This is a genomic window from Kitasatospora sp. NPDC018058, assembly GCF_044327205.1.
Classification (GTDB): Bacteria; Actinomycetota; Actinomycetes; order Streptomycetales; family Streptomycetaceae; genus Kitasatospora.
The window spans coordinates 15,648-39,046 of the sequence record NZ_JBIRFA010000041.1 but is presented as its reverse complement, the minus strand read 5'-3'; the positions used below and the strand labels follow the sequence as shown (position 1 = coordinate 39,046).

At 74.1% G+C, this 23,399-nt stretch carries 16 protein-coding genes; 6 read left to right on the top strand and 10 right to left on the bottom strand.

Going from position 1 to position 23,399, the window contains the following annotated elements; translation table 11 throughout:
* Positions 1 to 25 precede the first annotated feature (25 nt).
* The 6 genes from ACH4E7_RS36475 to ACH4E7_RS36450 all read right to left on the bottom strand — a co-directional run bounded on the left by ACH4E7_RS36475 (position 26) and on the right by ACH4E7_RS36450 (position 6,693).
* Complete coding sequence (locus tag ACH4E7_RS36475) at positions 26 to 958, bottom strand: nucleoside hydrolase (RefSeq protein WP_355675295.1); 933 nt, start codon at positions 956 to 958, stop codon at positions 26 to 28.
* A gap of 14 nt (positions 959 to 972) precedes the next feature.
* Positions 973 to 2,058, bottom strand: a complete 1,086-nt coding sequence (locus ACH4E7_RS36470) for a glycosyltransferase family 4 protein (protein ID WP_396253484.1) — start codon at positions 2,056 to 2,058, stop codon at positions 973 to 975.
* A 5-nt stretch (positions 2,059 to 2,063) separates the two neighbouring features.
* A complete protein-coding gene (locus ACH4E7_RS36465; RefSeq protein WP_396253483.1) occupies positions 2,064 to 3,077 on the bottom strand; it encodes a formylglycine-generating enzyme family protein in 1,014 nt (337 codons plus the stop codon).
* On the bottom strand, positions 3,074 to 4,189 hold the full coding sequence (gene ribD, locus ACH4E7_RS36460) for a bifunctional diaminohydroxyphosphoribosylaminopyrimidine deaminase/5-amino-6-(5-phosphoribosylamino)uracil reductase RibD (protein ID WP_396253512.1): 1,116 nt from the start codon (positions 4,187 to 4,189) through the stop codon (positions 3,074 to 3,076). The genes ACH4E7_RS36465 and ribD overlap by 4 nt, the downstream gene beginning before the upstream one ends.
* A 62-nt stretch (positions 4,190 to 4,251) precedes the next feature.
* Positions 4,252 to 4,971, bottom strand: a complete 720-nt coding sequence (gene ribA / locus ACH4E7_RS36455) for a GTP cyclohydrolase II RibA (protein ID WP_396253482.1) — start codon at positions 4,969 to 4,971, stop codon at positions 4,252 to 4,254.
* A 9-nt stretch (positions 4,972 to 4,980) separates the two neighbouring features.
* Positions 4,981 to 6,693 (bottom strand): WD40 repeat domain-containing protein, encoded by a 1,713-nt coding sequence (locus ACH4E7_RS36450; protein ID WP_396253481.1) that lies wholly within the window; start codon positions 6,691 to 6,693, stop codon positions 4,981 to 4,983.
* A gap of 577 nt (positions 6,694 to 7,270) precedes the next feature.
* On the opposite strand from ACH4E7_RS36450, the gene ACH4E7_RS36445 reads away from it, so the two are divergent.
* The 3 genes from ACH4E7_RS36445 to ACH4E7_RS36435 all read left to right on the top strand — a co-directional run bounded on the left by ACH4E7_RS36445 (position 7,271) and on the right by ACH4E7_RS36435 (position 13,122).
* Entirely contained in the window at positions 7,271 to 8,305 is a 1,035-nt protein-coding gene (locus tag ACH4E7_RS36445; RefSeq protein ID WP_396253480.1) for a questin oxidase family protein, read from the top strand.
* 37 nt (positions 8,306 to 8,342) lie between these two features.
* Positions 8,343 to 9,965, top strand: a complete 1,623-nt coding sequence (locus tag ACH4E7_RS36440; RefSeq protein ID WP_396253479.1) for an alpha-amylase family glycosyl hydrolase — start codon at positions 8,343 to 8,345, stop codon at positions 9,963 to 9,965.
* Between the two features lie 376 nt (positions 9,966 to 10,341).
* Complete coding sequence (locus ACH4E7_RS36435) at positions 10,342 to 13,122, top strand: BTAD domain-containing putative transcriptional regulator (protein WP_396253478.1); 2,781 nt, start codon at positions 10,342 to 10,344, stop codon at positions 13,120 to 13,122.
* A gap of 230 nt (positions 13,123 to 13,352) precedes the next feature.
* On the opposite strand, the gene ACH4E7_RS36430 is transcribed toward ACH4E7_RS36435, so the two are convergent.
* Entirely contained in the window at positions 13,353 to 13,919 is a 567-nt protein-coding gene (locus tag ACH4E7_RS36430; RefSeq protein WP_396253477.1) for a phosphatase PAP2 family protein, read from the bottom strand.
* Positions 13,916 to 15,262, bottom strand: a complete 1,347-nt coding sequence (locus ACH4E7_RS36425; RefSeq protein ID WP_396253476.1) for a diacylglycerol/lipid kinase family protein — start codon at positions 15,260 to 15,262, stop codon at positions 13,916 to 13,918. The genes ACH4E7_RS36430 and ACH4E7_RS36425 overlap by 4 nt, the downstream gene beginning before the upstream one ends.
* A gap of 651 nt (positions 15,263 to 15,913) precedes the next feature.
* Here ACH4E7_RS36425 and ACH4E7_RS36420 point away from each other — a divergent pair.
* The 3 genes from ACH4E7_RS36420 to ACH4E7_RS36410 all read left to right on the top strand — a co-directional run bounded on the left by ACH4E7_RS36420 (position 15,914) and on the right by ACH4E7_RS36410 (position 20,746).
* Entirely contained in the window at positions 15,914 to 16,444 is a 531-nt protein-coding gene (locus tag ACH4E7_RS36420) for a hypothetical protein (RefSeq protein WP_396253475.1), read from the top strand.
* Positions 16,445 to 16,742: 298 nt separating this feature from the next.
* Positions 16,743 to 19,487, top strand: a complete 2,745-nt coding sequence (locus ACH4E7_RS36415) for an ATP-binding protein (RefSeq protein ID WP_396253474.1) — start codon at positions 16,743 to 16,745, stop codon at positions 19,485 to 19,487.
* A gap of 155 nt (positions 19,488 to 19,642) precedes the next feature.
* The gene (locus ACH4E7_RS36410; RefSeq protein WP_396253473.1) at positions 19,643 to 20,746 is read left to right on the top strand and encodes an NADH:flavin oxidoreductase/NADH oxidase; all 1,104 of its coding nucleotides are present in this window, start codon (positions 19,643 to 19,645) and stop codon (positions 20,744 to 20,746) included.
* A 66-nt stretch (positions 20,747 to 20,812) separates the two neighbouring features.
* Here the strand turns inward: ACH4E7_RS36410 and ACH4E7_RS36405 are convergent, their stop codons facing one another.
* Entirely contained in the window at positions 20,813 to 22,954 is a 2,142-nt protein-coding gene (locus ACH4E7_RS36405) for a hypothetical protein (protein WP_396253472.1), read from the bottom strand.
* A gap of 3 nt (positions 22,955 to 22,957) precedes the next feature.
* On the bottom strand, positions 22,958 to 23,269 hold the full coding sequence (locus ACH4E7_RS36400) for a hypothetical protein (protein WP_355675474.1): 312 nt from the start codon (positions 23,267 to 23,269) through the stop codon (positions 22,958 to 22,960).
* Between the last annotated feature and the right edge of the window lie 130 nt (positions 23,270 to 23,399).

The window sequence follows — 23,399 nt, the reverse complement described above, 5'->3', positions numbered from 1 at the left end:
TCAGCCTCCATGGGGTGTCATCGGGTCAGCCCAGAGCGGTGAGTGCCTTCATGAAGACGTCCCAGAACCGCTCGGTGTCCAGGTGGGTCGCCACCTTGGCGTTGGGGGTGCGTCCGGTGACACCGTACAGGTCGATCACGGTCGCGCCGCGGGTGAACTCCCCGCGCAGCTCGATGGAGACCGGGGCCTCGACGCATTCGACGAGGGTCGGGTCGAGGACGCGGGCGATGGCGACCGGATCGTGCAGCGGGGCGTCGGGCAGGTCCCAGATCTGGTCGTAGGTGCTGGAGCGGAATCCCAGCAGGGAGGCGGAGACCTTGCTGATGTGGGTGTCGACGTCGAGGATGCGCTGCATGACCTCGGCGGTGACGGGGGCCTGGTGGGTGACGTTGAGGCCGCAGTAGGTCATCGGGACGCCGCTGTGGAGGACTTCGTGGGCGGCTTCGGGGTCGACGAGGATGTTGTACTCGGCGTAGGGCTGGGTGTTGCCGCGGTGGGTGGCGCCGCCCATGCAGACGATCTCCTTGATCTTCGCCTTGTCCCCGGGGTGGCGGGCGAAGAGGCCGGCGATGTTGGTCTGCGGGCCGGTGACCACGAGGGTGATGGGCTCGGGGCTGTCGACGAGCAGGTCGTGGATGAGGTCGACGGCGTGGGCGGAGTGCAGCGGGACCTCGGGCTCGGGGAAGTCCCAGCCGTCCAGGCCGGTCTCGCCGTGGACGTCGTCGCCGATCAGCAGGCTGCCGGTGAGCGGCTTGGGGTAGCCGGCGGCGACGGGGATGTCGAAGGCCTTGGCGAGGGAGCACATGCGTCGGGCGTTCATCGCGGTCTTGTCGACGGTCTGGTTGCCGGCGCTGGTGGTGACGGCTTTGAGTTCGACGCGGGGGTCGCCGACGGCCAGCAGGATGGCCATGGCGTCGTCGTGGCCGGGGTCGCAGTCCAGGATGATGGGGGTGGGCACGGGGGGCCTCCGGGTCAGGTCGTGGTGGTGAGGGTGCGGTAGAGGGAGAGGTGGTGGCGGCCGGCGGCGGCGAAGGACTGCCGCAGCCTCTCGGCCAGGGCCAGGTCGTCGGGGGTCGGTGTGTGGGCGGGTGCGCCCAGGGCGCGGCGCAGCGCGTCGGTCAGTGCCCGGGCGTCGCCGGCGGGCACGATGGTGGCCGCCGAGTAACCGGCCAGCAGCGTCGGCAGGTTGCCGGAGTCGCTGGCGATGACGCGGCGGTGGCAGATGACGGCCTGGGCGACGGAGAGCGAGAAGGGCTCGCCGTGGGTGCCGCGGTCGATGGTCGGATGGACGATCACGTCGGCGGCGCGGATGGCGGACCAGCTCTGCTCGGGGCGGTAGTGGGTGAAGTGCACCCGGCCCTTGTCGCGCCAGGTCTCGGCGCGCTGCATCAGGGTGTCGGGGATGCCCGGCGGCCAGATCAGGTGCCGGGTGCCGGCGTGGACGAAGTGCAGGTCGGCGCCTTCGTCCAGCAGGGTCAGCGAGGCCTCCAGGCTGAGGTGGGAGCCCTTCCAGCGGGTCATCCGGCTGGGCTGGAGCACGGTGGGGCCGCCTGCGGTGGGCAGCGGGAAGGGTTCCTCGTCCAGGGGCAGCGCCAGGGCCAGGGTGACGGCCCGGGCGGTGGGGAGCTTGCGGTGGACCTCGCCGGCCACGAACGGGGAGTGGGCCGCGATCGTGCCGGGGAGGGTGGCGAGGAAGGCCCACTGCCCGGGGTCGTCGTCGATGTTGTGCAGGTCGAAGACGAAGCGGCCCCGCCAGCCGCGGCTGTGCAGGAGGTCGACGAGGGCGGTGACCACGTCGGGCTTGTGCCACTGCGGGTTGTGCCAGTGGACGATGTCGGCGTCCTGGAGCCGGTCGGCGAGGTCGGCGTCGAGGTCCGGGGAGGACGGCGTGGCGATGTCCAGGGCCGGGTGGTGTGCGCAGCCCGGGGAGTCGGGGGTGCCGACGATCGCCGTCACCTCGCAGGGCAGCGAGGCGAGTTGGCCGACCAGGGCCTTGAGGTGGGTTTCGACGCCGCCGGTGACCGGCAGGCCGGTCCAGTGGAGGTGGACGATGCGCACCGCGCTCAGGCCTCCCCGTGCGGGAGGACGTCCTCGGCCAGGCGGAAGCCCATCGCGTACAGCGAGCGCGGGTAGGGGCCGTGGCGGCGCTGGCAGCGGGCGAGGTCGCGGAAGCGGTTGAAGGCCCCGCCGCGCGCGATGCGGTACTCGCCCATCCTCTTGTAGAGGTCGTCCTCCACCAACTGGCCGCCTGGGTAGGGGCGGTAGGTGCTGCTGGTGTACTCCTCGACGTTGCCGGCCATGTCCAGGGCGCCGCACCAGGACCGGCCCTGCGGGTAGACGCCCACCGGGCTGGTCATCAGCAGCCCGGACTCCAGGGTGTTGGCGGCCTCGGTGTGCCAGGTGCCGCCCCAGGGGTAGCGCGGGCCCTCGGGTCCGCCGGCGGCGTACTCCCACTCCTGCTCGGTGGGCAGGCGGAAGCGGCGGCCGGTGTGCCGGCTCAGCCAGGCGGCGTAGGCGTCGGCGCTGTCGGCGGTGACGGTGTGCACCGGGTGGTTGGCGGCGGACGGTGCGAAGCGTCCGTAACTCCAGTTGCTGGGGAGCTCGTTGTGGCCGGTGCTCTTGAGGAAGACGGCGTACTCGGCGTTGGTCACCGGGTAGACGGCGATCCGGAACCCGGCGAGCTCCACCGGGTGGCGCGGGCACTCCTTCTGCACCCAGGAGCGCTGTACGCCGAACTGCTCGGCGTCCCGGTGCAGTTCGTCGACCTCGCCGTCCGGGGTGCCGATCAGGGCCCGGCCGGCGGGCACGTCCACCATCGCGGGGTCGTCCCAGCGGATCCGCGGGTCGCCGGTCAGGGCGAGCACGGTGCCGGCCGCCAGGCGGTGTTCGAGGGTGAGGGAGGCGTCCTCGGCGGTGGCGGCCAGCCGGGCGGTGTCGCACTCGCCGACCAGGTCGAAGCACTCCAGGCGCTCGGCCCGCGGTTCGACGTAGCCCTCGGGCAGGCCCATGGCGGCCCGGTCGGTCAGGGCGTTGATGTCGGCGTCGACCAGGTTGCTGTGCACGATGTGGGAAGTCACGGGCCCTCCTTGTCGGTGGGGTCTGGCTCCAGTACGACACGCACGTCCTCGCCGATCCGGCGCGCCCCGATGACGCGGAAGCCGGGTGCCTGGGCGCAGGTGGGGACGTCGAGTCCGCGCACCGCGGGTGCCCCGTCCGCGCCGAGCAGCCGGGGCGCGCTGTACCAGAGGATCCGGTCGACGAGGCGCTCGGCCAGCAGGGCGCCGGCCAGGGTGGCGCCGCCTTCGACGAGCAGCGAGCGGATGCCCCGGTCGTGGAGCTCGGCCAGGGCGGCGGCCAGGAACCCCGGCCCCGGGTCGGCGGGGATCAGCTCGCACGTGCCGGGGGCGGTGCGCTCCGGCTGCCGCTGCGGTTCCCGCTGCCGGTCCGGCGGCCGGTCCGGTTCCTTGGCGGTGACGATCCAGGTGGGCGCGGCGCCGTCGGTGGCGAGCCGGCAGTGGGCCGGGGTGCGTAGCCGGCGGTCGAAGACGATCCGCACCGGCTGGCGCCGGCGTGCCCGCCCGGCCGGGTCGCGGGCGGTGAGCTGCGGGTCGTCGGCGAGGACGGTGGCGCTGCCGACGGCGATGGCGTCCACCCGGGTGCGCAGCAGGTGGGTGTCGCGCCGGGCGGGCACGCCGGTGATCCAGCGGCTGCTGCCGTCCCGGGCGGCGATCCGGCCGTCGAGGCTGGTGGCGAGTTTCAGCGTGACGTGGGGGCGGCGGTGGACCGCGGCGGTCAGCCAGGCGTGGTTGACCTCCGCGGCCCGGGCCGCCATGAGGCCCGGTCGTACCTCGACGCCGGCCGCGCGCAGCAGTTCGGCGCCCTCGTCGGCGAGGGTGGGGTCGGACACGGCGTAGACGACGTGCCGGATGCCGGCCTCGACCAGCGCGCGGGTGCACGGCCCGGTGCGGCCCTGGCGGCTGCACGGTTCCAGGGTGACCACCGCGGTGCCGCCGGCCGCCAGGGGGCCGGCGGCGCGCAGCGCGTGGATCTCGGCGTGCGGTCCCCCGGCCTTCCGGTGCCAGCCGCGGCCGACCTCGCGGCCCCGGCGGTCGAGGATCACGGCCCCGACCACCGGGTTGGGCGAGGTCAGGCCGAGGCCGCGCCGGGCCAGCGCGAGGGCGCGCCGCATCGCGGCCCGTTCCTCGGGCGAGAAGGCCTCGGGCGGGAGCGCCTCCGGTGGGGCGTGCGGGGTCACCGGGCCCCCTGGGCGGGGGCGGGGAAGGCGTGGTGGGGCAGGCCGAGTGCGCCGAGGTGGCCCATCCGCCGGTCCTTGACTTCGAGGTAGCCCTCGTTGAAGGGGGTGCGGAAGCCCCCGATCGGGACCCGGTCCTTGACCACGATGCCCTGGGCGGTGAGCTGTTCGACCTTCTCCGGGTTGTTGGTCATCAGCCGCACCCCGGAGACGCCGAGCTGGCGCAGGCAGTCGGCGGCCATCGTGAAGTCGCGCCCCTCGGCGGGCAGTCCGAGGGCGAGGTTGGCGCTGATGGTGTCGTGCCCGGCCGCCTGGAGGGCGTAGGCGCGGATCTTGTTCGCCAGGCCGATGCCCCGGCCCTCCTGGCGCAGCATGTAGACGAGGACGCCGTTGCGCGAGGCGATGATGGCGTCCACCGCGGCGGCCAGCTGGGGGCCGCAGTCGCACTTCTCGGAGCCGAGGACGTCCCCGGTGAAGCAGGCGCTGTGGATGCGCACGATGGGCGGGGCGTCGGATTCGCTGTGCGGGGCGATCGTGCGCAGGGTCACGACCTCCTCGGTGTCCTCCTGGCCGGCGACGCCGATCCGCCCGAAGACGGTCAGCTGCATCAGGGTGGAGCCGACCGGCACGGGGGCGCTGGCCAGGCGCAGCAGGGTGTCGTCGGATGTCGCCCGGCCGGTTGTCGCTTCGTCGGTCGTCGTCTCGTCGGTCGTCGTCATCGCGGGCCCCTACCGCTTCGAGTGCGCGATGGTGTCGGCGTCGATCTCGTACACGCGCCCGTCGTAGGAGGAGGCGAGGAAGCGGCCGGGGGCGCCGGCCGGGGCGAGCGAGGAGATGCCGGCGACGGTGGGCCGCTCGTCGGTCAGCCAGGTGGCGGTGTCCGGGTCGTAGACGGCGACGCGGCCGTGGTAGCCGCCGGTGGCGATGACGCCGGTGAAGGGGTCGACGGCGACGCACTTGATGCTGTTGCGGTGCGGGGTGGTGACCGCGGCCTGCTGTTCGCCGGAGGCGCTCCAGATCCGCAGCGTCAGGTCGCGGCCGACGCTGGCGAAGCGGCCGTCGGGCAGGGCGGCGGCGCCGTTGGCGATGCGGGCGTGGGCCTGCTCGTCGGCGGCGACGGGTTCCAGGGACGGCAGGGAGTGCCAGGCGGCGGCGCCGGTGGCGCAGACGCTGAACAGGACGTTGCCCTGGACGGCGATGCCCTTGATGGCGTTGTCGTGGATGCGGTGGGTGGCGGTCAGCTTCAGGCCGGTGCCGGTGTCGTCGCGCAGGACGAGGACCTCGCCGGTGTAGGTGCCAACGATCAGGGTGTCGCCGGCGCTGCCGCTGTGCACGGCGGCGCAGTTGAGCGGGGAGCGGTGCTGGTACAGGGCGGCGCCGGTGGTGGCGTCGAAGACGGTGCCGAGCTGGCCGCCGCTGACGACGGCGGTGCCGATCTGGGTGACGAAGTTGCAGCAGCTGCCGAGTTCGGCGGTGATCCGGCCGTCGCGCCGTACCGTGCCGCTGTCGCCCACGGTGAAGCGGCCGGTGGTGGTCTGGGTGACGGCGTTGAGTCCGGGGGTCGGCTCGACGGGGGTGAGGTCCCAGCTGCCGTCCTTGCGGTCGAAGACGGCGTAGCTGGAGCCGAAGGTGCCGAAGACCCAGCGGGTGTCGTCGAGTTTGGCGCAGGAGCGCAGCCACACGTCGGCGGGCACCTCGCTGGTCAGCAGGTGGACGGGGTCGGCGCCGGGGGCCAGCTGCCACAGGCGCACGGTGCGGTCGTAGCTGGAGCTGAGCAGGACGCCGTTGTCGGCGTCCCAGGCCAGGCGCTTGATGCCGGCGTCGTGGACCTGGTGGCGCCGGGTGCCCCGGGGGTCGATCAGGATGAGTTCGCCCTCGTCGTTGCCGAGCGCGAAGCTGTCCGGGCCGAGCACGGCGACGGTGTCCGTCTCGATGTCGCCGAGGTCGATGGTGCTCAGCAGGGCGCCGGTGTCCGGGTTCCAGCGCCGGACCGTGCCGTCGTCGCTGGTGGTCACCAACTCGGCGCCGCCGCGCACCCATTCGACGGACAGCACGTCCGCCTCGTGTCCTTCCAGGCGGTGCAGGAGCCGGCCGTCGAGGTCGTAGACGCGGGCGATGTGGTCGCGCGAGGCGGTGGCGACGCGGGTCTCGTCGGGCGAGACGACGGTCGTCTCCACGTCGTCCTTGTGGTCGGTCAGGACGGTGATGAGGCGCAGGTCCGGCACCGACCACAGGCGCGCGGAGTAGTCGCTGCTGGAGGTCACCACGATGCGGCCGGAGGCGGAGAAGCGGCACTGGTTGGCGAGGTGGTCGTGGCGGGCCTCGGCGATCGCCGTGCGGGTCACGGCGTTCCACAGGATGACTCGGTTATCGTACCCGGCGGTCACCACGAGATCGCCGTGGGCGTCGATGCCGCTGATCGGCGACGAGTGCTTGATCACAAGGGTCCCCTTAGGCTCGTTGGATCGCGGTCCGCGGTTGAGCGCGGCCCGTGATTGGGCGTGACGAGGCGCCTCGGCGCAAGGCGCGGTGGGATCGACCTGATGCTGCGGGATCAGCCTGGTGCGGTGAAACGGCCAGTCGCGCTCGTACCTCGGCGGTGGGGGCTCGACGCCGACCGGACGGTCGACGCAGGAACGCCGGCTCACGGGACCGGCGATGGGACTGCCGGTGCGCAGGCCGGCGGCGGGCACGGGACTGGGCCAAGGCAGGACGCTAGTTACCGGTACATGCCAGAGTCAACATCGCGGCGGACATGTCTTGATCCCGCCCGACCGTCCGCCACTGCAGGTGAAGGCCGATCAAGGCTCGCGTGAACATGCCGCACGGCTGCGCCACCCCGATCCGGATCCCTCCTGGTCCGGGCATGATCGGCACATTTCGGAGGATTCCCGTCCGGATGTGGAGCACTCGACGATCATCTCGGGCATGACATTGATCAAGCCAAACCGTGGAGGCGTTGTTGCTGAAACATCGTCACAACACCTTCGATGTAGGGGAATCGACCAAGGGGGTACGGTGAACGAACTGGACGGCGCGCTGGAGTTCCTCGACGACTCGGGCCCCGAGTTCGGCCCCGGAGTGAGCAACCACGGCCCCATGGCCTCGGAGGCCCTCGCGCAGCTGGGGCACGCGGACGCGATCGCGTCCTGGGTCAGCTCCTACCGCAAACTGCTCTACCAGGACACGTTCGGCCACCTCGACACCATCACCGAGGACAACTGGCGACCGGCGCTGGGGAACATGCGCCTGATGGGCGACTGGGCGGAGTTCTTCCGCCGCGAACTCGCCGGCGCCCCCTGGACGGACGTCCTGGCCCGGTGGTGGCCCCGCCTGCTGCCCGGCTTCTCCGCCGGCGGCGGCCACGGTGTCATCCGCACCGGCCACGCCGTCCGGATGCTCAGCGAGGCGCACACCCCGTGGCGGCTCGAGGAACTCGCCCGCGGCCTGGGCTACTGGGCCGCCCGCTACCAGGAGCTCCCGGAGAGCCCCACCACCCCCCACGACCGCGACCTCGCGCAGGCCTGGGCGGCGGTACCCAAGCTGCGCAGCGACCAGGGCGACGGCATGATCTTCCGGATCCGGCTCGAAGCCCTGTGGCTCGAACCGGACTTCGCCCCCGCCGTCGACTCCCTGCGCCCCGACGGCGACCCCGGGCAGGCGCTCAGCCGGCTGACCCGCACCACCGCCACCAGCTACCTGACGGACGACCACAACCGGCCGATGGCCTTCGTGCACGCGCTCACCACCCCGGCCGCCGTCCGCCTGGTGCTGCCCCACCTGCCCGCCGAACTGCACTGGCCCAGCGTCGCCGCCGCGGTGCGCTTCTCCGCCGCCATCCGCTGCGCCTACGGCACCGGGCGGCGCGAGCACCAGCCGCACGAGCCGGTCCAGGACTACGCCACGCTCGCCGAACGCGCCCTGGCCTCGGAGGACCCGCACGCCATCAAGTACGTGGAGGCCTGCCGGCGCGAGGACGCGCTCAGCCCGGACCCCGTGTACGGGGTGGCCGCGACGCACTGGGTGTGGCTCTGCGAGACCCAGTCGTACTGACCGGCGGCCCTGCTGGCCCACGACCAACGGACCGGTGATGGAACGTCTCTGGTGGCACGATGCCGTCATCTACCACGTCTACCCCCGAAGCTTCCTCGACACCGACGGCGACGGCGTCGGCGACCTGCCCGGCATCCGCCGCCGGCTGCCCTACCTCGCCGGCCTCGGCGTCGACGCGCTGTGGCTGTCGCCCTTCTTCGCCTCGCCCATGGCCGACTTCGGCTACGACGTCCGCGACCACACCGCCGTCGACCCGCTCTTCGGAAGCCTCGACGACTTCGACGACCTCCTCGACGCCGCCCACGGGCACGGCCTGCGCGTCCTGATCGACTACGTGCCCAACCACACCTCGGACCAGCACCGCTGGTTCCAGGACTCCCGCGCCGACCCGCACGGCCCCCGACGCGACTGGTACGTCTGGCGCGACCCCTCCCCCGGCGGCGCGCCGCCGAACAACTGGATCACCCTGTTCGGCGACAGCGCCTGGACCTGGGACGACGCGACCCGCCAGTACTACCTCCACTCCTTCCTGCCGTCCATGCCCGACCTCGACTGGCGCAACCCCGCCGTGCAGGACGCCATGTTCGACGTCGCCCGGTTCTGGCTCGACCGCGGCGTCGACGGCTTCCGCGTGGACTGCGCCCCGCTCATCGCCAAGGACCCCGCCCTGCGCGACAACCCGCCCTCGGCGGACGGGAGTTCGGCCCACCACCGCGAGATGGGCGGCTTCGACGGCCAGATCCACCTCCACGACCAGGGCCACCCCGACCTCCACCCTCGCTACCGCGACTTCCGCGCCCTGCTCGACTCCTACGGCGAACCCGGCGACCGCGTCGCCCTGGGCGAGGTCCACGAATACGACTGGCCCGCCTGGAGCCGCTACTTCGGCCAGGACCTCGACGAGCTGCACCTGCCCATCAACTTCGGTCTGCTCGGGGTGGCGTGGCGGCCGCAGGCGATCAGCGGGACCGTCCGCGCCATCCTCGACGCCGTCCCCGCGGGAGCGGCGGTCACCTGGGTCATGGGAAGCCACGACGACCCGCGGGTCGCCTCCCGGGTCGGCCCCTCCCAGGCCGCCAACGCGATGCTGCTGCTCCTCACCCTGCCCGGCACCGCGATCCTCTACAACGGCGACGAACTCGGCATGCCCGACGCCGCCGTTCCCGCCGACCGGATCCGCGACCCCTGGGGCCTGCGCACCCCCGCCCTCAGCCGTGACCACGCGCGCTCGCCCATGCCGTGGTCCGCCGACTCCGACTCACCGTCAGCCGGCTTCACTTCCAAGGGAGTTGAACCCTGGCTCCCGATTACGATCCCCCCCGGCGGAACGGTGCAGGCCCAGGAGGCGGACCGGGCCTCCCCGCTGTCCTTCACCCGTGACCTCCTCGCCCTGCGCCGCACCACCGCGGCGCTGCGCTCCGGCCCCCTCACCTTCCTCGACGCCCCGGACGGCGTCCTGGCCTACACCCGCTCGGCCGGCTCCCGGGCCGACCTGCTCGTCACACTCAACCTCACCGACCGGCCGGTCCCGATCGACCACCTCCTGGCGCAACGGCCCTCCTGGGAGCGTGTCCTGTCCACCGCCCGCACGACCGATGCCGGACCAGGCGACCCGACCGTCCTGGCCCCCGACGAGGGCGCCGTGTGGAAAGCCGTTTGACCACCGGACCGACCGGCGGGGCGGGTCAGTGGCGCAGGACGGCGGCGATGTGGTCGGTGCCGGTGAGGGTGCCGTCAGGGACGAAGGTGACCTGGGCGCCGGCGTCGAGGGTGGGGCTGAGGGCGGGGTGCATGGGGACCCTTTCCGAAGGCGGTTCGACCTTCTGTGCGTGGACGCGCGCAGCCTGACGCCGGTCCTGAATGTTCGCAATGTAACGATTTGCGACTTCGGTGGCCGCGCGAACCGGGATGCGGTGGGCCCACAGTTCGATGCCGGCCGGCTTCGCGGCGGCGGTCCGGGTGCGGTGGGCGGGGGGACGCTCTGTGATGGGGAGGTTTCCCGCCGCCATATGCTTGTCATATTTGCTGGTGGCGCGGTGGGGGCGTGGGTGGAGTTCCGGTTGTTGGGCTCGGTGGCCGTGGTGGCCGCGCAGGGGCGGGAGCTCGCGGTCGGGTCGGTCAAGCGCCGGAGTCTGCTGACGATGCTGCTGCTGAACCCCGGCGTGCCGGTGGGGGTCGGGCGGCTGACCGAGGCGATGTGGGACGAGGAGCCGCCCCGGCACGCGCGCACGGTCATCCAGAACCACGTGTCGGCGCTGCGCGCGCTGCTGGCCGCGCACGGGGCCGCCGACGGCGGGGTCGAGCTGGTGACCGACGGCGGCGCGTACCTGCTGCGGGTGCCCGACTCGGCGGTGGACGCCGGGCGGTTCGAGCACCTCGTACGGTCGGCCCGCTCGGCCCGGGACGCGGGCGAGTCGGTGGCGGCGCTGCGCGAGGCGCTCGGGCTGTGGCGGGGACCGGCGCTGGCCGGGACCTCGCCGAGCCTGCCGCTGCGGTGCGCGGCGCAGGCGCTGGAGGAACTGCGGCTCGCGGCGGTGGAGGAGCTGGCGTGCGCGTACGGTCGGCTCGGCGACCACGGGGCGGCGGCCGGGGTGCTGGGCACCGAGGCGGCGCTCAACCCGCTGCGGGAGTCGCTGGTGGCGGCGCTGATGACGGCGCTCGGGCGGGCGGGGCGGCGCTCGGAGGCACTGGAGTGGTTCCACCGCACCCGCCGGGCCCTGGCCGAGCAGCTGGGGATCGGCCCGGGGGCGGAACTCGCCAAGGTGCACGAGGCGCTGCTGCGCTCCGACGCCCCGCCCGCCCCGGCCGTCGAAGCCCCGCCGTCGCCCGCGCCCTGGCCCTTCCCCCGACGCCCCCGCGGGTTCTCCGGGCGCCGGGAGGAGCTGGCCGCGCTCGACCGGGCGACCGCCTCCCCCGGGGCGATCGCCGTGGTCGCCGGCGGGGCCGGGGTCGGCAAGACCACCCTGGCCGTGTACTGGGCCCACCGGCGGCAGGCGGACTTCCCCGACGGGCGGCTGTTCGTCGACCTGTGCGGGCACAGCCCGCTGCCCGAGCGCTCCACCCCCGCAGTGCTGCGCGAGCTGCTGCTCGCCCTCGGCCTGCCGGCCGAGCAGATGCCCCACTCCCCCGAGGCGATGGCCGCCCGCTACCGGGAGTTGACCGCAGGGCGCAGGATGCTGATCGTCCTGGACAACGCGCGCACCTCCGAGCAGGTCCGCCCGCTGCTGCCCGACGGGGAGGGCTGCGTCACCGTGGTGACCAGCCGCGACCGGCTCGGCGGCCTGGTCGCCTCGGACGCCGCCCGGCCCGTCCCGCTGGCCGAGCTGTCCGCGCCGCAGTCCGTCACCCTGCTGGCCGACACCCTGGGCCGGGAGCTGGTCTCGGCCGAGCCCGAGGCCGCCGCCCGGCTGGCCGCCCTGTGCGACGGGCTGCCGCTGGCGCTGCGCCTGGCGGCGGCCCGGGTCGCCACCTGCCCGACCCGGGGCCTGGCCGCCCTGGCCGACGAACTGGCCGACGAGCAGGGCCGGTTGGGCCTGCTGGACGTGGAGGACGCCAGCGTCGCGGCCGCCCTGGCGCTGACCGTGCAGCACCTGTCCGAGCCGGCCCGCCGGATGTTCCACCGGCTCGGCACCCACACCGGCGCCACCCTCGACAGCCGCACCGCCGCCGCGCTGGCCGGCTGCGCACTGCCCCAGGCCGCGGGCGCGCTCGGCCGGTTGGCCACCGCCCACCTGGTCGTCGAGATCGGCCGGGACGCCTACACCCTGCACGACCTGGTCCGCCTCTACGCCCGCAGCCTGCCGCTGCGCCCGGGCGAGGACGACGCCGAGGCGCTGCCCCGCCTGCTCGACCACCTGGTGAACACCCTGCTCGCCGCGTGCGCCGCCGCCGAACCGGGCAGCGAGCCGTGCTGCGTCCCCCCGCCGGGGGCCCGGCGGCCCGTCGAGGTCCGGCCGTTCCCGGACCGGGCGGGCGCGCTCGCCTGGTACGCCGCCGAACGCGACACCCTGCGCGGCGCGGTGGAGGCGGCGGTCGCGGCCGGACTGCACGACCGGGCCTGGCGCCTGGTGCTCCTGCAGTGGCCGCTGATCGTGTGGCAGGTCCGGGACGGCTGGGTGCCGCTGCTCGAACACGGCCTGGCCGCCGCCGAGGCCGACCTGGACCCGGGCGCCCAGTCCCGTGCCCGCGCGCTGCTGGGCTGGGTCCTGCTGGAGGAGGACCGGCCCGAGGAGGCCCTCGCCCACCTGGAGCAGGCCCCCGGCCTCGCCGCCCTGGCCGACGACCGCACCGCGCAGGCCGTCGCCCTGGCCAACCTGGCCGTCGCCCTCGCCCGGTACGGCCGCGGCGCGCGGTACGGCGGACGGGCCCGGGTCCACGGCCTGCTGACCGAGGCCCTCGCGCTGGCCGAACAGGCCGACCGCGCCGACCTCGTCGCCCTCGCCCGCCAGCACCTGGCCGACCAGTGCCTGGCGGCCGGCGACCCCGAGGAGGCCGCCCACCACGCCGCCCGCGGCCTGGCCCTCGCCGACCCGCCCTTCCCGGTCACCCGCCGGGTCGTCCTGCAGACCCTCTACGGCCGCGCACTCGCCGCCACCGGCCACCCGGAGGAGGCCGCGCTCCACCTCGACGCCGCCCTCCGCTCCGCCCGGGCCCACCAGTACGGCGACGGCGAGGCGGCGGCCCACGCGGCCCTGCGCGCCCTGCCCGCCCCCGCCCTGCCCGCCACGACGGCCGGCGCGTCCGCCGCCGAGCCGCGCACCGGACCGGCGGGGGCCGAACGGGCGGGGGCCGGACCGGCGGGGGCCGGACGGCGCTGACGGCCGGCCGGAGCCGGGGCGCGCCGGTCTTGCCGGCGACCCAGTAGGTGATCGCCTGGTTCCGGACGACGTAGAAGCAGACCGTCTCGACGTGCCAGACGATGCTGGGCAGGACGTTGCCGCAGCTCGCGGAGGCTATCCCGGCGCCTGGCCGGTGGTGCGGTTGCCGGGGGTGTCGGCCTGCGCGACGGACGGCAGGACGGCAACACCCACCAGAGCGAGCAGGGCGGTCATTGCCCCACAGACGGGAACACCCGGCGGCCCACCGTCACTGCCAGCACCAGTGACGCGCACGCCGAGCCCAGCACCGCCCCCGCGATGACGTCGCCGGGGTAGTGCACCCCCGTGTGCACCCGCGAGTAGCCCACCGCGCACGCCAACATCCCCAGCGGGACCGAGGCCGGGGGCAGCACCGTCCCGACGGCGGTCGCCAGCGCGAAGGCCGAGGCGGTGTGCCCGGAGGGGAAGGAGGCCGAGGTCGGCATCGGCACGTGGCGGTCCACCCGCACCCGCGCGCCCTCGCGGTCGGGGCGCGGGCGGCGCACCAGCTGCTTGCCGAGGATGTTGGCGCTGAACGAGGCGAGGGCGACCGCCGCCGCACCCGCGAGCCCGGCCCGGCGGCAGCGACCGGGGACCAGCGTCAGCGCCGCCGCGACCGACAGGTTGATCTTCGAGCGGTCGGCGGCCGCGGAGAGCCTGCGCAGGCGCGCGTCCAGCGCGGGCGTGTCGGTCGCCGCGACGGCGGCGTAGACCGCGCCGTCGACGGCGGACAGGTCGCGCAGGACGGCGCCGCTCACGGCCGGGCCTCCGTCCGGGCGGCGCCCGAGGGGCGGGGGAAGGCCAGGCGCACCACGTCGCGCCAGTCCAGGTCGTGGGTGTGGCCTTGCTGGGCCGGGTCGGCGCCCGGACGGTTGCGCGGGACGCGCACCCGCAGGGAGCGCGCGCCGAGGGTGCAGACGACCGGCGTGGGCAGGATCAGCGCCTCGCCGTCGACGGCGACCGGGATCCGCTCGGCGTCGGCGCTGACCGTGACCCGGCGCGCCGACGTCACCGTCAGGCCGGTGGCCCGTACGCCGAGCAGTGCCAACTCGGCGGCCTGGGCGGCGCCGTCGACGCGGACGGCGAGGACGCCGAGCACGCCTTGGTCCAGGCGCGGGCGCCGGCCCAGGCCCGTCGCGTCGGGTGCGGCGTAGGGGTTGTTGCTGACCAGCAGCGCCTGCGGGGCGTCGAGGCGCCGGTCGCCGGCCTGGGCGGTCATCCGGGGGCCGCTGTCGCCGAGCAGCAGGTCCGGCAGGGCGTCCAGGGCGGTGGCGGTCTTGGCGTCGCGGTACTGCGGGCTCTGCACGATCTCGGCGTAGGCGCCGAAGGAGACGGTGTTGACGAAGGGCAGGTCCCCCACCCGGCCGAGGTCCACGCGCAGTTCGACGCCGTCGCGCAGCGCGTCCAGGCAGGTGGAGGGGTCGGTGCGGTCCAGGCCGAGGTCCATCGCGAAGTGGTTGCGGGTGCCGGCGCAGACCACCAGGAACGGCAGGCCGGCCTCGGCCGCGACGGCGGCGACCAGCGCCTGGGTGCCGTCCCCGCCGGCCACGCCGAGCAGGTCGGCGCCCTCGGCGACGGCCCGGCGGGCCAGCTCCCCCACGTCCTGCTGGACGGAGGTGTCCAGCAAGACCACCTCGGCGCCCAACTCCTCGGCCTTGCGGACCAGTTGGAAGCGTTCGACCTTGCCGCCGCCGGACTTCGGGTTCATGATCAGCACCGGCCGCCGGGGTGCCGGGGCCTCCCGCTCGGGCATCGCCTTGGGCGGCCGGGCCGCCCGCAGCGCCGAGCGGGCCAGGGTCAGCCCGGCGAACCAGAGGGCGAGCGACACCGTCACCGGCAGCAGCACCTCCGAGACGAGGGCCAGCGCGACGACGGCGATCGGCGCGGCGACCGCGAGCACCGCGCCGACCGCCCGGGCCACCCCGCGGTGGGCCAGCGCCCACCACGCGCCGACGGCCATCACCACGAGCCCGACGAACTCGGCGAGCAGCACCAGCAGCCCGTGCAGCCCGGTGAACGCCAGCACCGCGAGGGCGGCCACCGCGCACAGCAACGCGACCCGCGCGAGGTTCCGCGGACCGCGGCCCGCCGCCTTCGCCATCGACTCCCCACTTCGCTCGGTCCGCTGAGGCGCCGTCGGCGCCCTCCGGTCCGGTCACCGTAACCGGCGGGCGCCGACGGCCGCGTGCCGAGCGCAACGCGCAGGTCACCGGCCCTCGCCCGTTCGGCGCAGCGGCGGCGTCGGCCCGACCTGTCGCCGGACGGGCCCGGGCCCCGACACGCGCCCCGCCCCGGCCCGTGGGAGCACGGGCCGGGGCGGGGCGGGGCGGGGCGACGCGGGCCGGATCAACTGCCGGCGGTTCACCACCCCACCATGGATCTCGGCGTGCGCTGGACGCCACGGTGACGGGCGCACGCCCGCGCCGAAGGCGGTCGTCCGCCCCGACGAGGAGGCCGTGGAGCCGCGCACCCCGTAGCGGCGGACGCTTGATCCGTTCGGGGGCAACGCCGTGCCCCCGGCGAGCGACGGCTCCGGCATGGCGTGGACTCCCGCGCGCCCTTCTGGGGATCATCGACTTCGTTCGAGTGTGCAGCCTGTGCCCGGTGGAAGGGTTGCGGCCTGATTCCATGAAACCTCCGAAGTCCACTGAAAGTCGTTCGCGGTGAGATCGCGCTGACGGTGAACCGGTCGGAGAACTTCCTCGGAGCCGCCGGGCCGGCGTCGCACCCCTCCAAGGAAAGGGATTCACGAATGAAGTACGGTTTCAGACACCTGTCCACGGTGACCGGGGCGGTGGTCGCCGGGATCCTCCTGGCCTCGCCCGCGGTCGCCCAGGGCGGCATGGGCTCGACGGCTCGGCCCGGCTCCACCACCCCCGCACTCACGTCCGGGCACTCGGCGAGCCCGGACGGCGGCAACCACTGCGAGCGGGAAGCGCGGGGCTTCAGCTCCGACGTCGTGGACTTCGGAACCTTCTCGGACACCCAGTTCCGCCTGGCGACGAACCGCAGGGGCGAGGCGTTCCTCAACGACAGCCGGAACCCGGGAGTATGGGTGGACGTCGACGTCATCCCCGGCGCCCCGAAGTGTGTGATCGACACCGACATCTCCGCCACCGAGAGCGGTGCCAACATCCCCAACAAGCTCTTCCTCAACGTGGAGAGCGACGACGGGAAGATCTACCAGGCGGTGTGCAACATCACCGGGACGCCGTTCAACGCGTCGAACCTGGCGGCTGCCTGCGGCTCGGGGTTCGCCCAGATTCCGGGCACCCCGGTGTGATAGCACTCCGCTCCGCGCGCCGGCCCCGGTTCTCTCTCCCGGGGCCGGCGCACCTCAAGGCCCAGGAGCCACTCCTGGACGCGGGCACCTCCTCCTACGACGAGCCGGCCGAGGGCGGGACGGGGCCCCGTAGCCCGCGTGAGCGGCGGCGCCGCCGTTGTCCTCACCGACCGTCGGCCTCCGTGTCGGGCCCTGGGCGGCTTTGTCAAGCCCGTACCGGAGCCGTCCGATCAGCAGTAGCCTCGGCGCTCTGCAACGAAGCGACGAAGCCGCTGGCGGGGTGAATGGGAGGCGACGGGTGGCCGAGGGGAAGGCCGGGGGCGGCGACGGGGCCGGGCGGGACGACTGTCCGCTGCACGAGCGCGAGGCCGAGATCCGCTCGGCCGCGCAGGCGATCGAGGCGCTCACCCGGCCCGACGCCGGGCTGGGAGAGCTGCTGCTGTACACCGGTGCGGCCGGGCTGGGGAAGACCGCGGTGCTGACCGAGGTGCGGCGCGCGGCGAAGCGCGCGGGCTGCACGGTGCTGTTCGCCCGGGGCGGGCAGCGGCAGTGCCACGAGCCGTTCCACGTGGTGCGCCAGCTGGTGCGGCCGGTGCTGTCGGCCCTGTCCGACGCGGAGCGGGCGCAGGTCTTCGGGCCGTGGGAGGAGATCGTCGGTCCGGCGGCGGGTCTGCGGCCGCCCGGTGGGCGGCTCGATCCGCAGGGGGTGCGCGACGGGCTGGACTTCGTCCTCACCCGCCTCGTCCAGCTCCGCTCGCCGGTGGCGGTGATCGTGGACGACCTGCACTGGGCCGACCCGGAGTCGCTCGGCTGGTTGGCGGGCTTCGCGGTCCGCGCCCGGGAGCTGCCGGCCCTGCTGGTGCTCGCCTGCCGCGACGAGTTCCCCGACGACGCCCTGCCGCTGCAGCGCGGTCTCACCGACCGGGCCGACCGCAGGCACGAACTGCGGCCGCTGCAGCCCTCCTCGGTCGCGCACCTGGTCCGCGCGGCCCTGGGCGCGCGGGCCGAGGACGCCTTCTGCCGCCACGTCTGGGCGGTCACCGCCGGGAACCCGTACGAAACCGCCGCCCTGCTGCGCGAGGTGGCCGACCAGCGGCTCGACCCGGTCGAGGAGAGCACCGGGCAGCTGCGCGAACTCGCCGCCACGGCACGGGGGATGACGCTGCGGCACTGGCTGGACCGGCTCGGTCCGACCGCGCTGCGCTTCGCCTGGGCGGCGTCGGTGCTGGACACCGACGTCCGGCCCGACCTCGCCGCCGCCATCTGCACCCAGGGGCCGGAGACCGCCGCCCAGTCCATCCGGGAGCTGCGCCGGCACCAGGTGCTGACCGGCACGGCGTCGGGCCGGCTGGAGTTCGTCCACCCGCTGGTCGCCACCTCGGTCTACCAGTCGATGTCGCCCGCCACCCGGACCGGGATGCACGGAGTCGCCGCCGTCGAGGTCGAGAACGCCGGCCTCGGCCTGCTGGCGGCGTCCCGGCACCTGCTGGAGATCCTGCCCGAAGGGGACGGCGCCATCGTCGACAAGCTGCGCCGGGCGGCCCGCGAGCACCTGGCCATCGGCGCGCCCGAAGCGGCGCAGCGCTGCCTGCGCCGGGCCATCAGTGAGCCGCCCGCCGATGAGGACCGGGCCCCGGTGCTCTACGAACTGGGCTGCTCGGCGTTGCTCACCGATCCGGCGACCACGGTCAACCAGCTGCGTCAGGCGCTCGCCGACCCGTACGGGCTGGGCCCCGAGCTGCGGGTGGACGCGGTCTTCCGGCTCGCCCAGGCGCTCGCCCACAGCAACCGGCTCGGCGAGGCGGCCGCGCTGTGCGCCGAGGAGGCCGCGCGCACCCGGCCCGGCCCGGGGCGGCTTCGGCTGGAGGTCGCCCACTTCATGTTCGCCGCGTTCCAGTTCGAGGACGAGGACGGCCCGGGCCGCTCCCGGCGGCTCGCGGAGTTCGCCCGGATGCTGGACACGGTCGGCCTGGCCTTCGCCGACACCGTCGAGGACGGGGCGGCCCCGGGTGAGGCCGTGTTCGAGCACGACGGCCTGGCTCACGCGGTGGCCGTGCTGCGGTGTTGGGACCTCACGCTGCGCGGCGGCGACCGCGCGGAGGTGATCGCCCTGGCCGAGTCGGCGCTGCCGGGCGGCCGGCTGCCGCGCTGTCTCGGCTGGACCAACACCACCTGGGGCTTCGAGCTGCCCGGGGTCCTGGGCATCAGTTACCTGTACGCCGACCGGGTCGACCGGGCGGAGGAGCTGTTCACCGAGGCGGTGCGCGCCTACGAGGTGGCCGGGTGGAGCGGCGGCCACCTCGGCTTCGCCTACCTGCTGACCGGCATGCTCCGGTTCCGCTGCGGTGTCCTCGCCGAGGCGGAGGACTACCTGCGCCGGGCCCTGCGCATCGCCGAGCGGATCGGCCCGGGCTCCCCGCTGCACTGGGACGCGGTCGGGGCGCTGGCCGAGACCCTGGCGGCGCGCGGCCGGCTGGACGAGGCCCTGGAGCTGGCGCGCGAGCACGCCTTCGGGCCGCCGTACCCGACGGTGATGGTGCTGCCCGACGCCTCCACGCTGTACGGCCGGCTGCTGCTGGCCCGGGGCGACGTGTCGGGGGCGGCCGAGGCGCTGGCCGCCGCGGGCGCGGCCTTGGACGCGCGAGGGTGGCGCAACACGGTGTGGGCGCCGTGGCTGGGGCACCTGGCCCGCGCGGTGGCCGTCGACCAGCCGGAGCGGGCCCGTGGCCTCGCCGAGGAGGCGGTCCGCCGGGCCCGGGAGTCCGGGACGGACTCGGCCGTCGGCAGCGCCCTGCGGCTCGGCGCCGCGGTGCACGGGCGGCCGCGCGCGGCCGAGCTGCTGGCGGAGGCGGTCCGGCATCTGGAGCGCTCGCCCGCCCGCTACGAGCACGCGCTCGCCCTGGTGGACCTGGGGGAGGCGCTGGGCGCGGCCCCGGCCGCCGGGGCCGCGCTCACCCGGGGCCTGGAGCTGGCCACCCAGTGCGGCGCCGACGGCCTGGCCGTCCGGGCCCGCAATCTCCTGCGCTCGGGCGCCGCGGGCTGAGACGGGCTGAGACGGGCCGTGGCGGACCGGGCGGTGGGGCCGCGGTCGGTCACTCTTGAATTTTATCGTCCCGTGCAACTATTGTCATGACACATAGAGCGCACCTGCAAACGGCTGCTGGCGCCCCCGCCGCTGACCCCACCGGGAGTCCGACCATGAGCACCAACCTCTTCAGCCCGTACACCCTGCGGGAACTGACCATCCCCAACCGGGTCTGGATGCCGCCGATGTGCCAGTACAGCGCCGCGCCGACCGGCGAGGCCGCCGGGGTCCCGAACGACTGGCACTACACCCACCTCGCGGCGCGGGCCGCCGGCGGCACCGGGCTGATCATCGTCGAGGCCACCGCGGTCAGCCCCGAGGGCCGCATCAGCCCGTACGACCTCGGCCTCTGGAACGACACCCAGGTCGAGGCCTTCCGCCGGATCACCTCCTTCCTCAAGGAGCAGGGCACCGTCCCCGCCCTCCAGCTCGGCCACGCCGGACGCAAGGCCTCCACCGAGCGGACCTGGGTGGACCGCGGTCGCGCCCTCGCCCCGGACGAGGAGCACGGCTGGCGGCCGCTCGCCCCCAGCGCCGCCGCCTTCTCCCCCGAGCACAGCACCCCAGACGAGCTGACGGTCGATCAGATCGTCGAGATCGTGCGGAGTTTCGCCGACGCCGCCCGGCGCGCGCTCGACGCCGGCTTCCAGGTCATCGAGCTCCACGGCGCCCACGGCTACCTGATCCACCAGTTCCTCTCCCCGCAGAGCAACCACCGCACCGATGCCTACGGAGGCACCTTCGAGGGCCGCATCCGCTTCGCCCTGGAGGTCGTCGACGCGGTGCGCGCGGTGTGGCCCGAGGAACTGCCGCTGTTCTTCCGCGTCTCCGCGACCGACTGGCTCACCGAGAACCCGCAGGACGGCCGCGAGGGCTGGACCTCGCAGGACACCGTCCGCCTCGCCAAGGAACTCCAGGCGCACGGCGTGGACCTGCTGGACGTCTCCACCGGCGGCCTCGTCCCCGACGCCCGGATCGAGGCCGCGCCCGGCTTCCAGGTGCCCTTCGCCGAGGCGGTACGCAACGAGGCCGGCCTGCCGGTCGCCGCCGTCGGCCTGATCACCGACCCCGCCCAGGCCCAGGACATCCTCGCCTCCGGCCGCGCCGACGCCGTCCTGATCGGCCGCGAGCTGCTGCGCAACCCCTTCTGGGCCCGCCACGCCGCCGCCGAGCTGGGCGGCGAGGTCCACGCCCCCGTCCAGTACCACCGCGCCTGACGCACCCGACGGCCGCCGCGGCCGCCGGCACCCGGGTGGGGTGGCGGCGCCCGCGGCGGCGAAGGGTCAGGAGTTGCCGCGGCCGAGGAAGTGGCCGGCGGTGGTGGCGCTGGTGGAGCGGCGGTCGTGGGAGGCGTCCTCCACGACGTGGATCATGCTGCTGTCCGGGTCCATGCCGCGGTCCTTGGCCCAGCCGCTGACCAGGTGGGTCATCTCGTTGTTGGCGTCCAGGTAGGTGTCGGAGATCTTGGCGTTGGCGATGCTGTTGTTGTGGTCCTTCATCTGGTTGTCCCACTCCCAGGCCCAGGTGTCGACCAGGCGCTGGGCGCTGTCGCCGACCCACGGGATGAGGGTCGGCGGCGCGCCGATGACGTGGTACGCGACCTTGGCCTTCCAGTCGGCCTGGAGGTTGGCGTCGTCGCGCTGGCCCATCGCGACGTCCGCGCGGATCGCGTCGTAGACGCCGAGACTCGCGGCGCCCTTGTTCATCACGTCCTGGATGTCGTTCTGCGAGGGGTTGGGCCCGATCGAGGAGAGCTCCTGGGCGATCTTCGCGCTCTCGGCCTTGTGCAGGGTGGCGTAGGCGTCCGGGTTGTCCGACAGCCCGCGCATGACCCGCACCAGGCTGTCCTCGCCGACGCCCATGTGCACCGTGCCGTTGCCGTCGGTCCACACCGAGCTGCCGTGGTCCATGTACTGGGAGTTGCGGCCGTTGAAGATCTCGTGGGTGTCGTTGGTGTAGTCCGCCAGGGCGTTGGCCAGCGGCTGGCGCAGGGTGTCCTTGATCTTGTTGCCGCCCTGGCCCTCGTCCAGGGTCGTGATGGTGTCGTGCATGATCCGGGCCTGCGCCTCGGTGTGCTGACCGGTGTGCGGGGCACCGGCCGGCTGGCCGGTGGTCGCGGCCTCCAGCGCCGCCCCCAGACCGCTCTGGGACAGCGGGTCCGGCACCTTGACCACGCCGGCGTAGGGGTTGGCGATCCAACCGTCCGGCCACTTGCGGTCCTTGAGCAGGTAGTGCAGGTGCTGGTTGCCGCCGCCCGCGTTCGGGTCCAGGTAGGCGGTGGCCGCCTCGGGCTCACGGCCCATGACGGACAGCACGTTGTCCAGCGGGTCGGCGCCCAGCGGGTCGCCGCTGTGACTGGCCTTGTAGCTCCACGCGTCCGGGTGCTTCTTCTCCGTCTCGGTGATGTCGTCGGCCAGGTCGCCGAGCATCGGGGCGGAGTACTTGGCGTCGCCCTTGGTCATCAGGGTGGTCAGGATCTGGTAGCCGTACACCGGATCCGTGTTGGAGCCGTAGTTGTTGTAGCCGGCGTTCTTCACGCCCTCGCGCCAGTGGCGGTAGAAGTCGGTGTTGGTGTCCTGGGTGGCGGAGGCCAGGGCGTGGGTGAGGCCGCCCTGCAGGTCGGTGTAGGCGGCCTTCTTGTCGCCGCTCGGGCTGCCCAGCTTCTGGGCGAGCTTGATCATGCCGTCCGGGCCGAGCCTGTCGAGCAGGGCCTGGGAGAACTCGGGGTGGTCCGCCTTGTCCTTCATCAGGTCCTGCAGCTGCGAGAGCTGGCCCGGGTCGAGGCTGTCCAGGTTGGTGGCCAGGTCGTAGGCGCGCTGCGCGTCGCCCGCGTCACCGCCGCCCACCGCCTTGCCGTTGAAGGTGGTGTCCAGCGGGTTGTTCGCCTTGGAGGCGCCGCGCAGGGCCGCCGCGATCCGCTCGTCGGCGCGGGTGGCGGCCTGGATGCCGGCGGCTATCGCCTTGGTCCACTTGTCGGCGGCGTCCTCGTACGACTGCCGGCCCTCCGGGTCGTGCACCAGGGCGCGGCGGGTCGCCGGGTCGAGCGTGCTCTCGTCGAACACGGCGGTGCCGGTGCCGGTGACCTTGAAGCCGTCCTTGACCGCGCCGTCCGCGGCGTCGCGGGTCTGCTTCTGCGCCGCGGCGAAGTCGGTGTGCGCCTCGTCGAGCAGCGAGGCCATCGCGTTGGCCTCGGTCTGGGCGTCGACGATCTGGCCCTTGGTGGCGAGGAGTTGGGCGTTGGCGAGGGTGGCGGTGCTGCCGGTCCACCACGCACCGGTCCCGGTGCCGGTGCCGGTGCCACCCAGCACGTCCTGCTGCATGGTGGTCTGCATGGTGTGGAAGCGCGCGGCCATCGCACGCCACTGGGCGGCGGCGGTGGACAGGGCGTCGGGGTTGGCGTCGAGTACGTCCTCGTATCCGAGCATGGGTCACTGCACCTGGAGGGACTGGGCGATGGACAGGTTGGTGTTGCGGTAGTTGAACGTGGTCGACTGCATCGCGGCGGCGTTGGCGTTCAGCCGGCCGGTCAGTTGCTGGACCTGCTGGTGCCACTCGTCCAGCGAGTCCTTCAACGCCCCGGCGCTGGCCCAGCCCTTGAGCGCGGTGACGGCCGTCCCGGTGGCGTCGTTCGCGACGGCGCCGGCGGTGGGACAGTCGTGGGCCAGGTTGACCAGCGTGCCGTGCGCCTTGTCCATCGCGGCGTGGTCGACCGCGAATCCGCCTGCTGCCGGTGTGCTCATCTGTCGGTTCCCCCATGTCTGTTGGCCCGGTTGTGTGGTGTGTACAACGGGCGCCGATGATCGTAAACCCGGGAGACACCGGAATCGGCAAGGGAATCACCATGGGTTTGTCACCGTTTCGTCTCCGCGG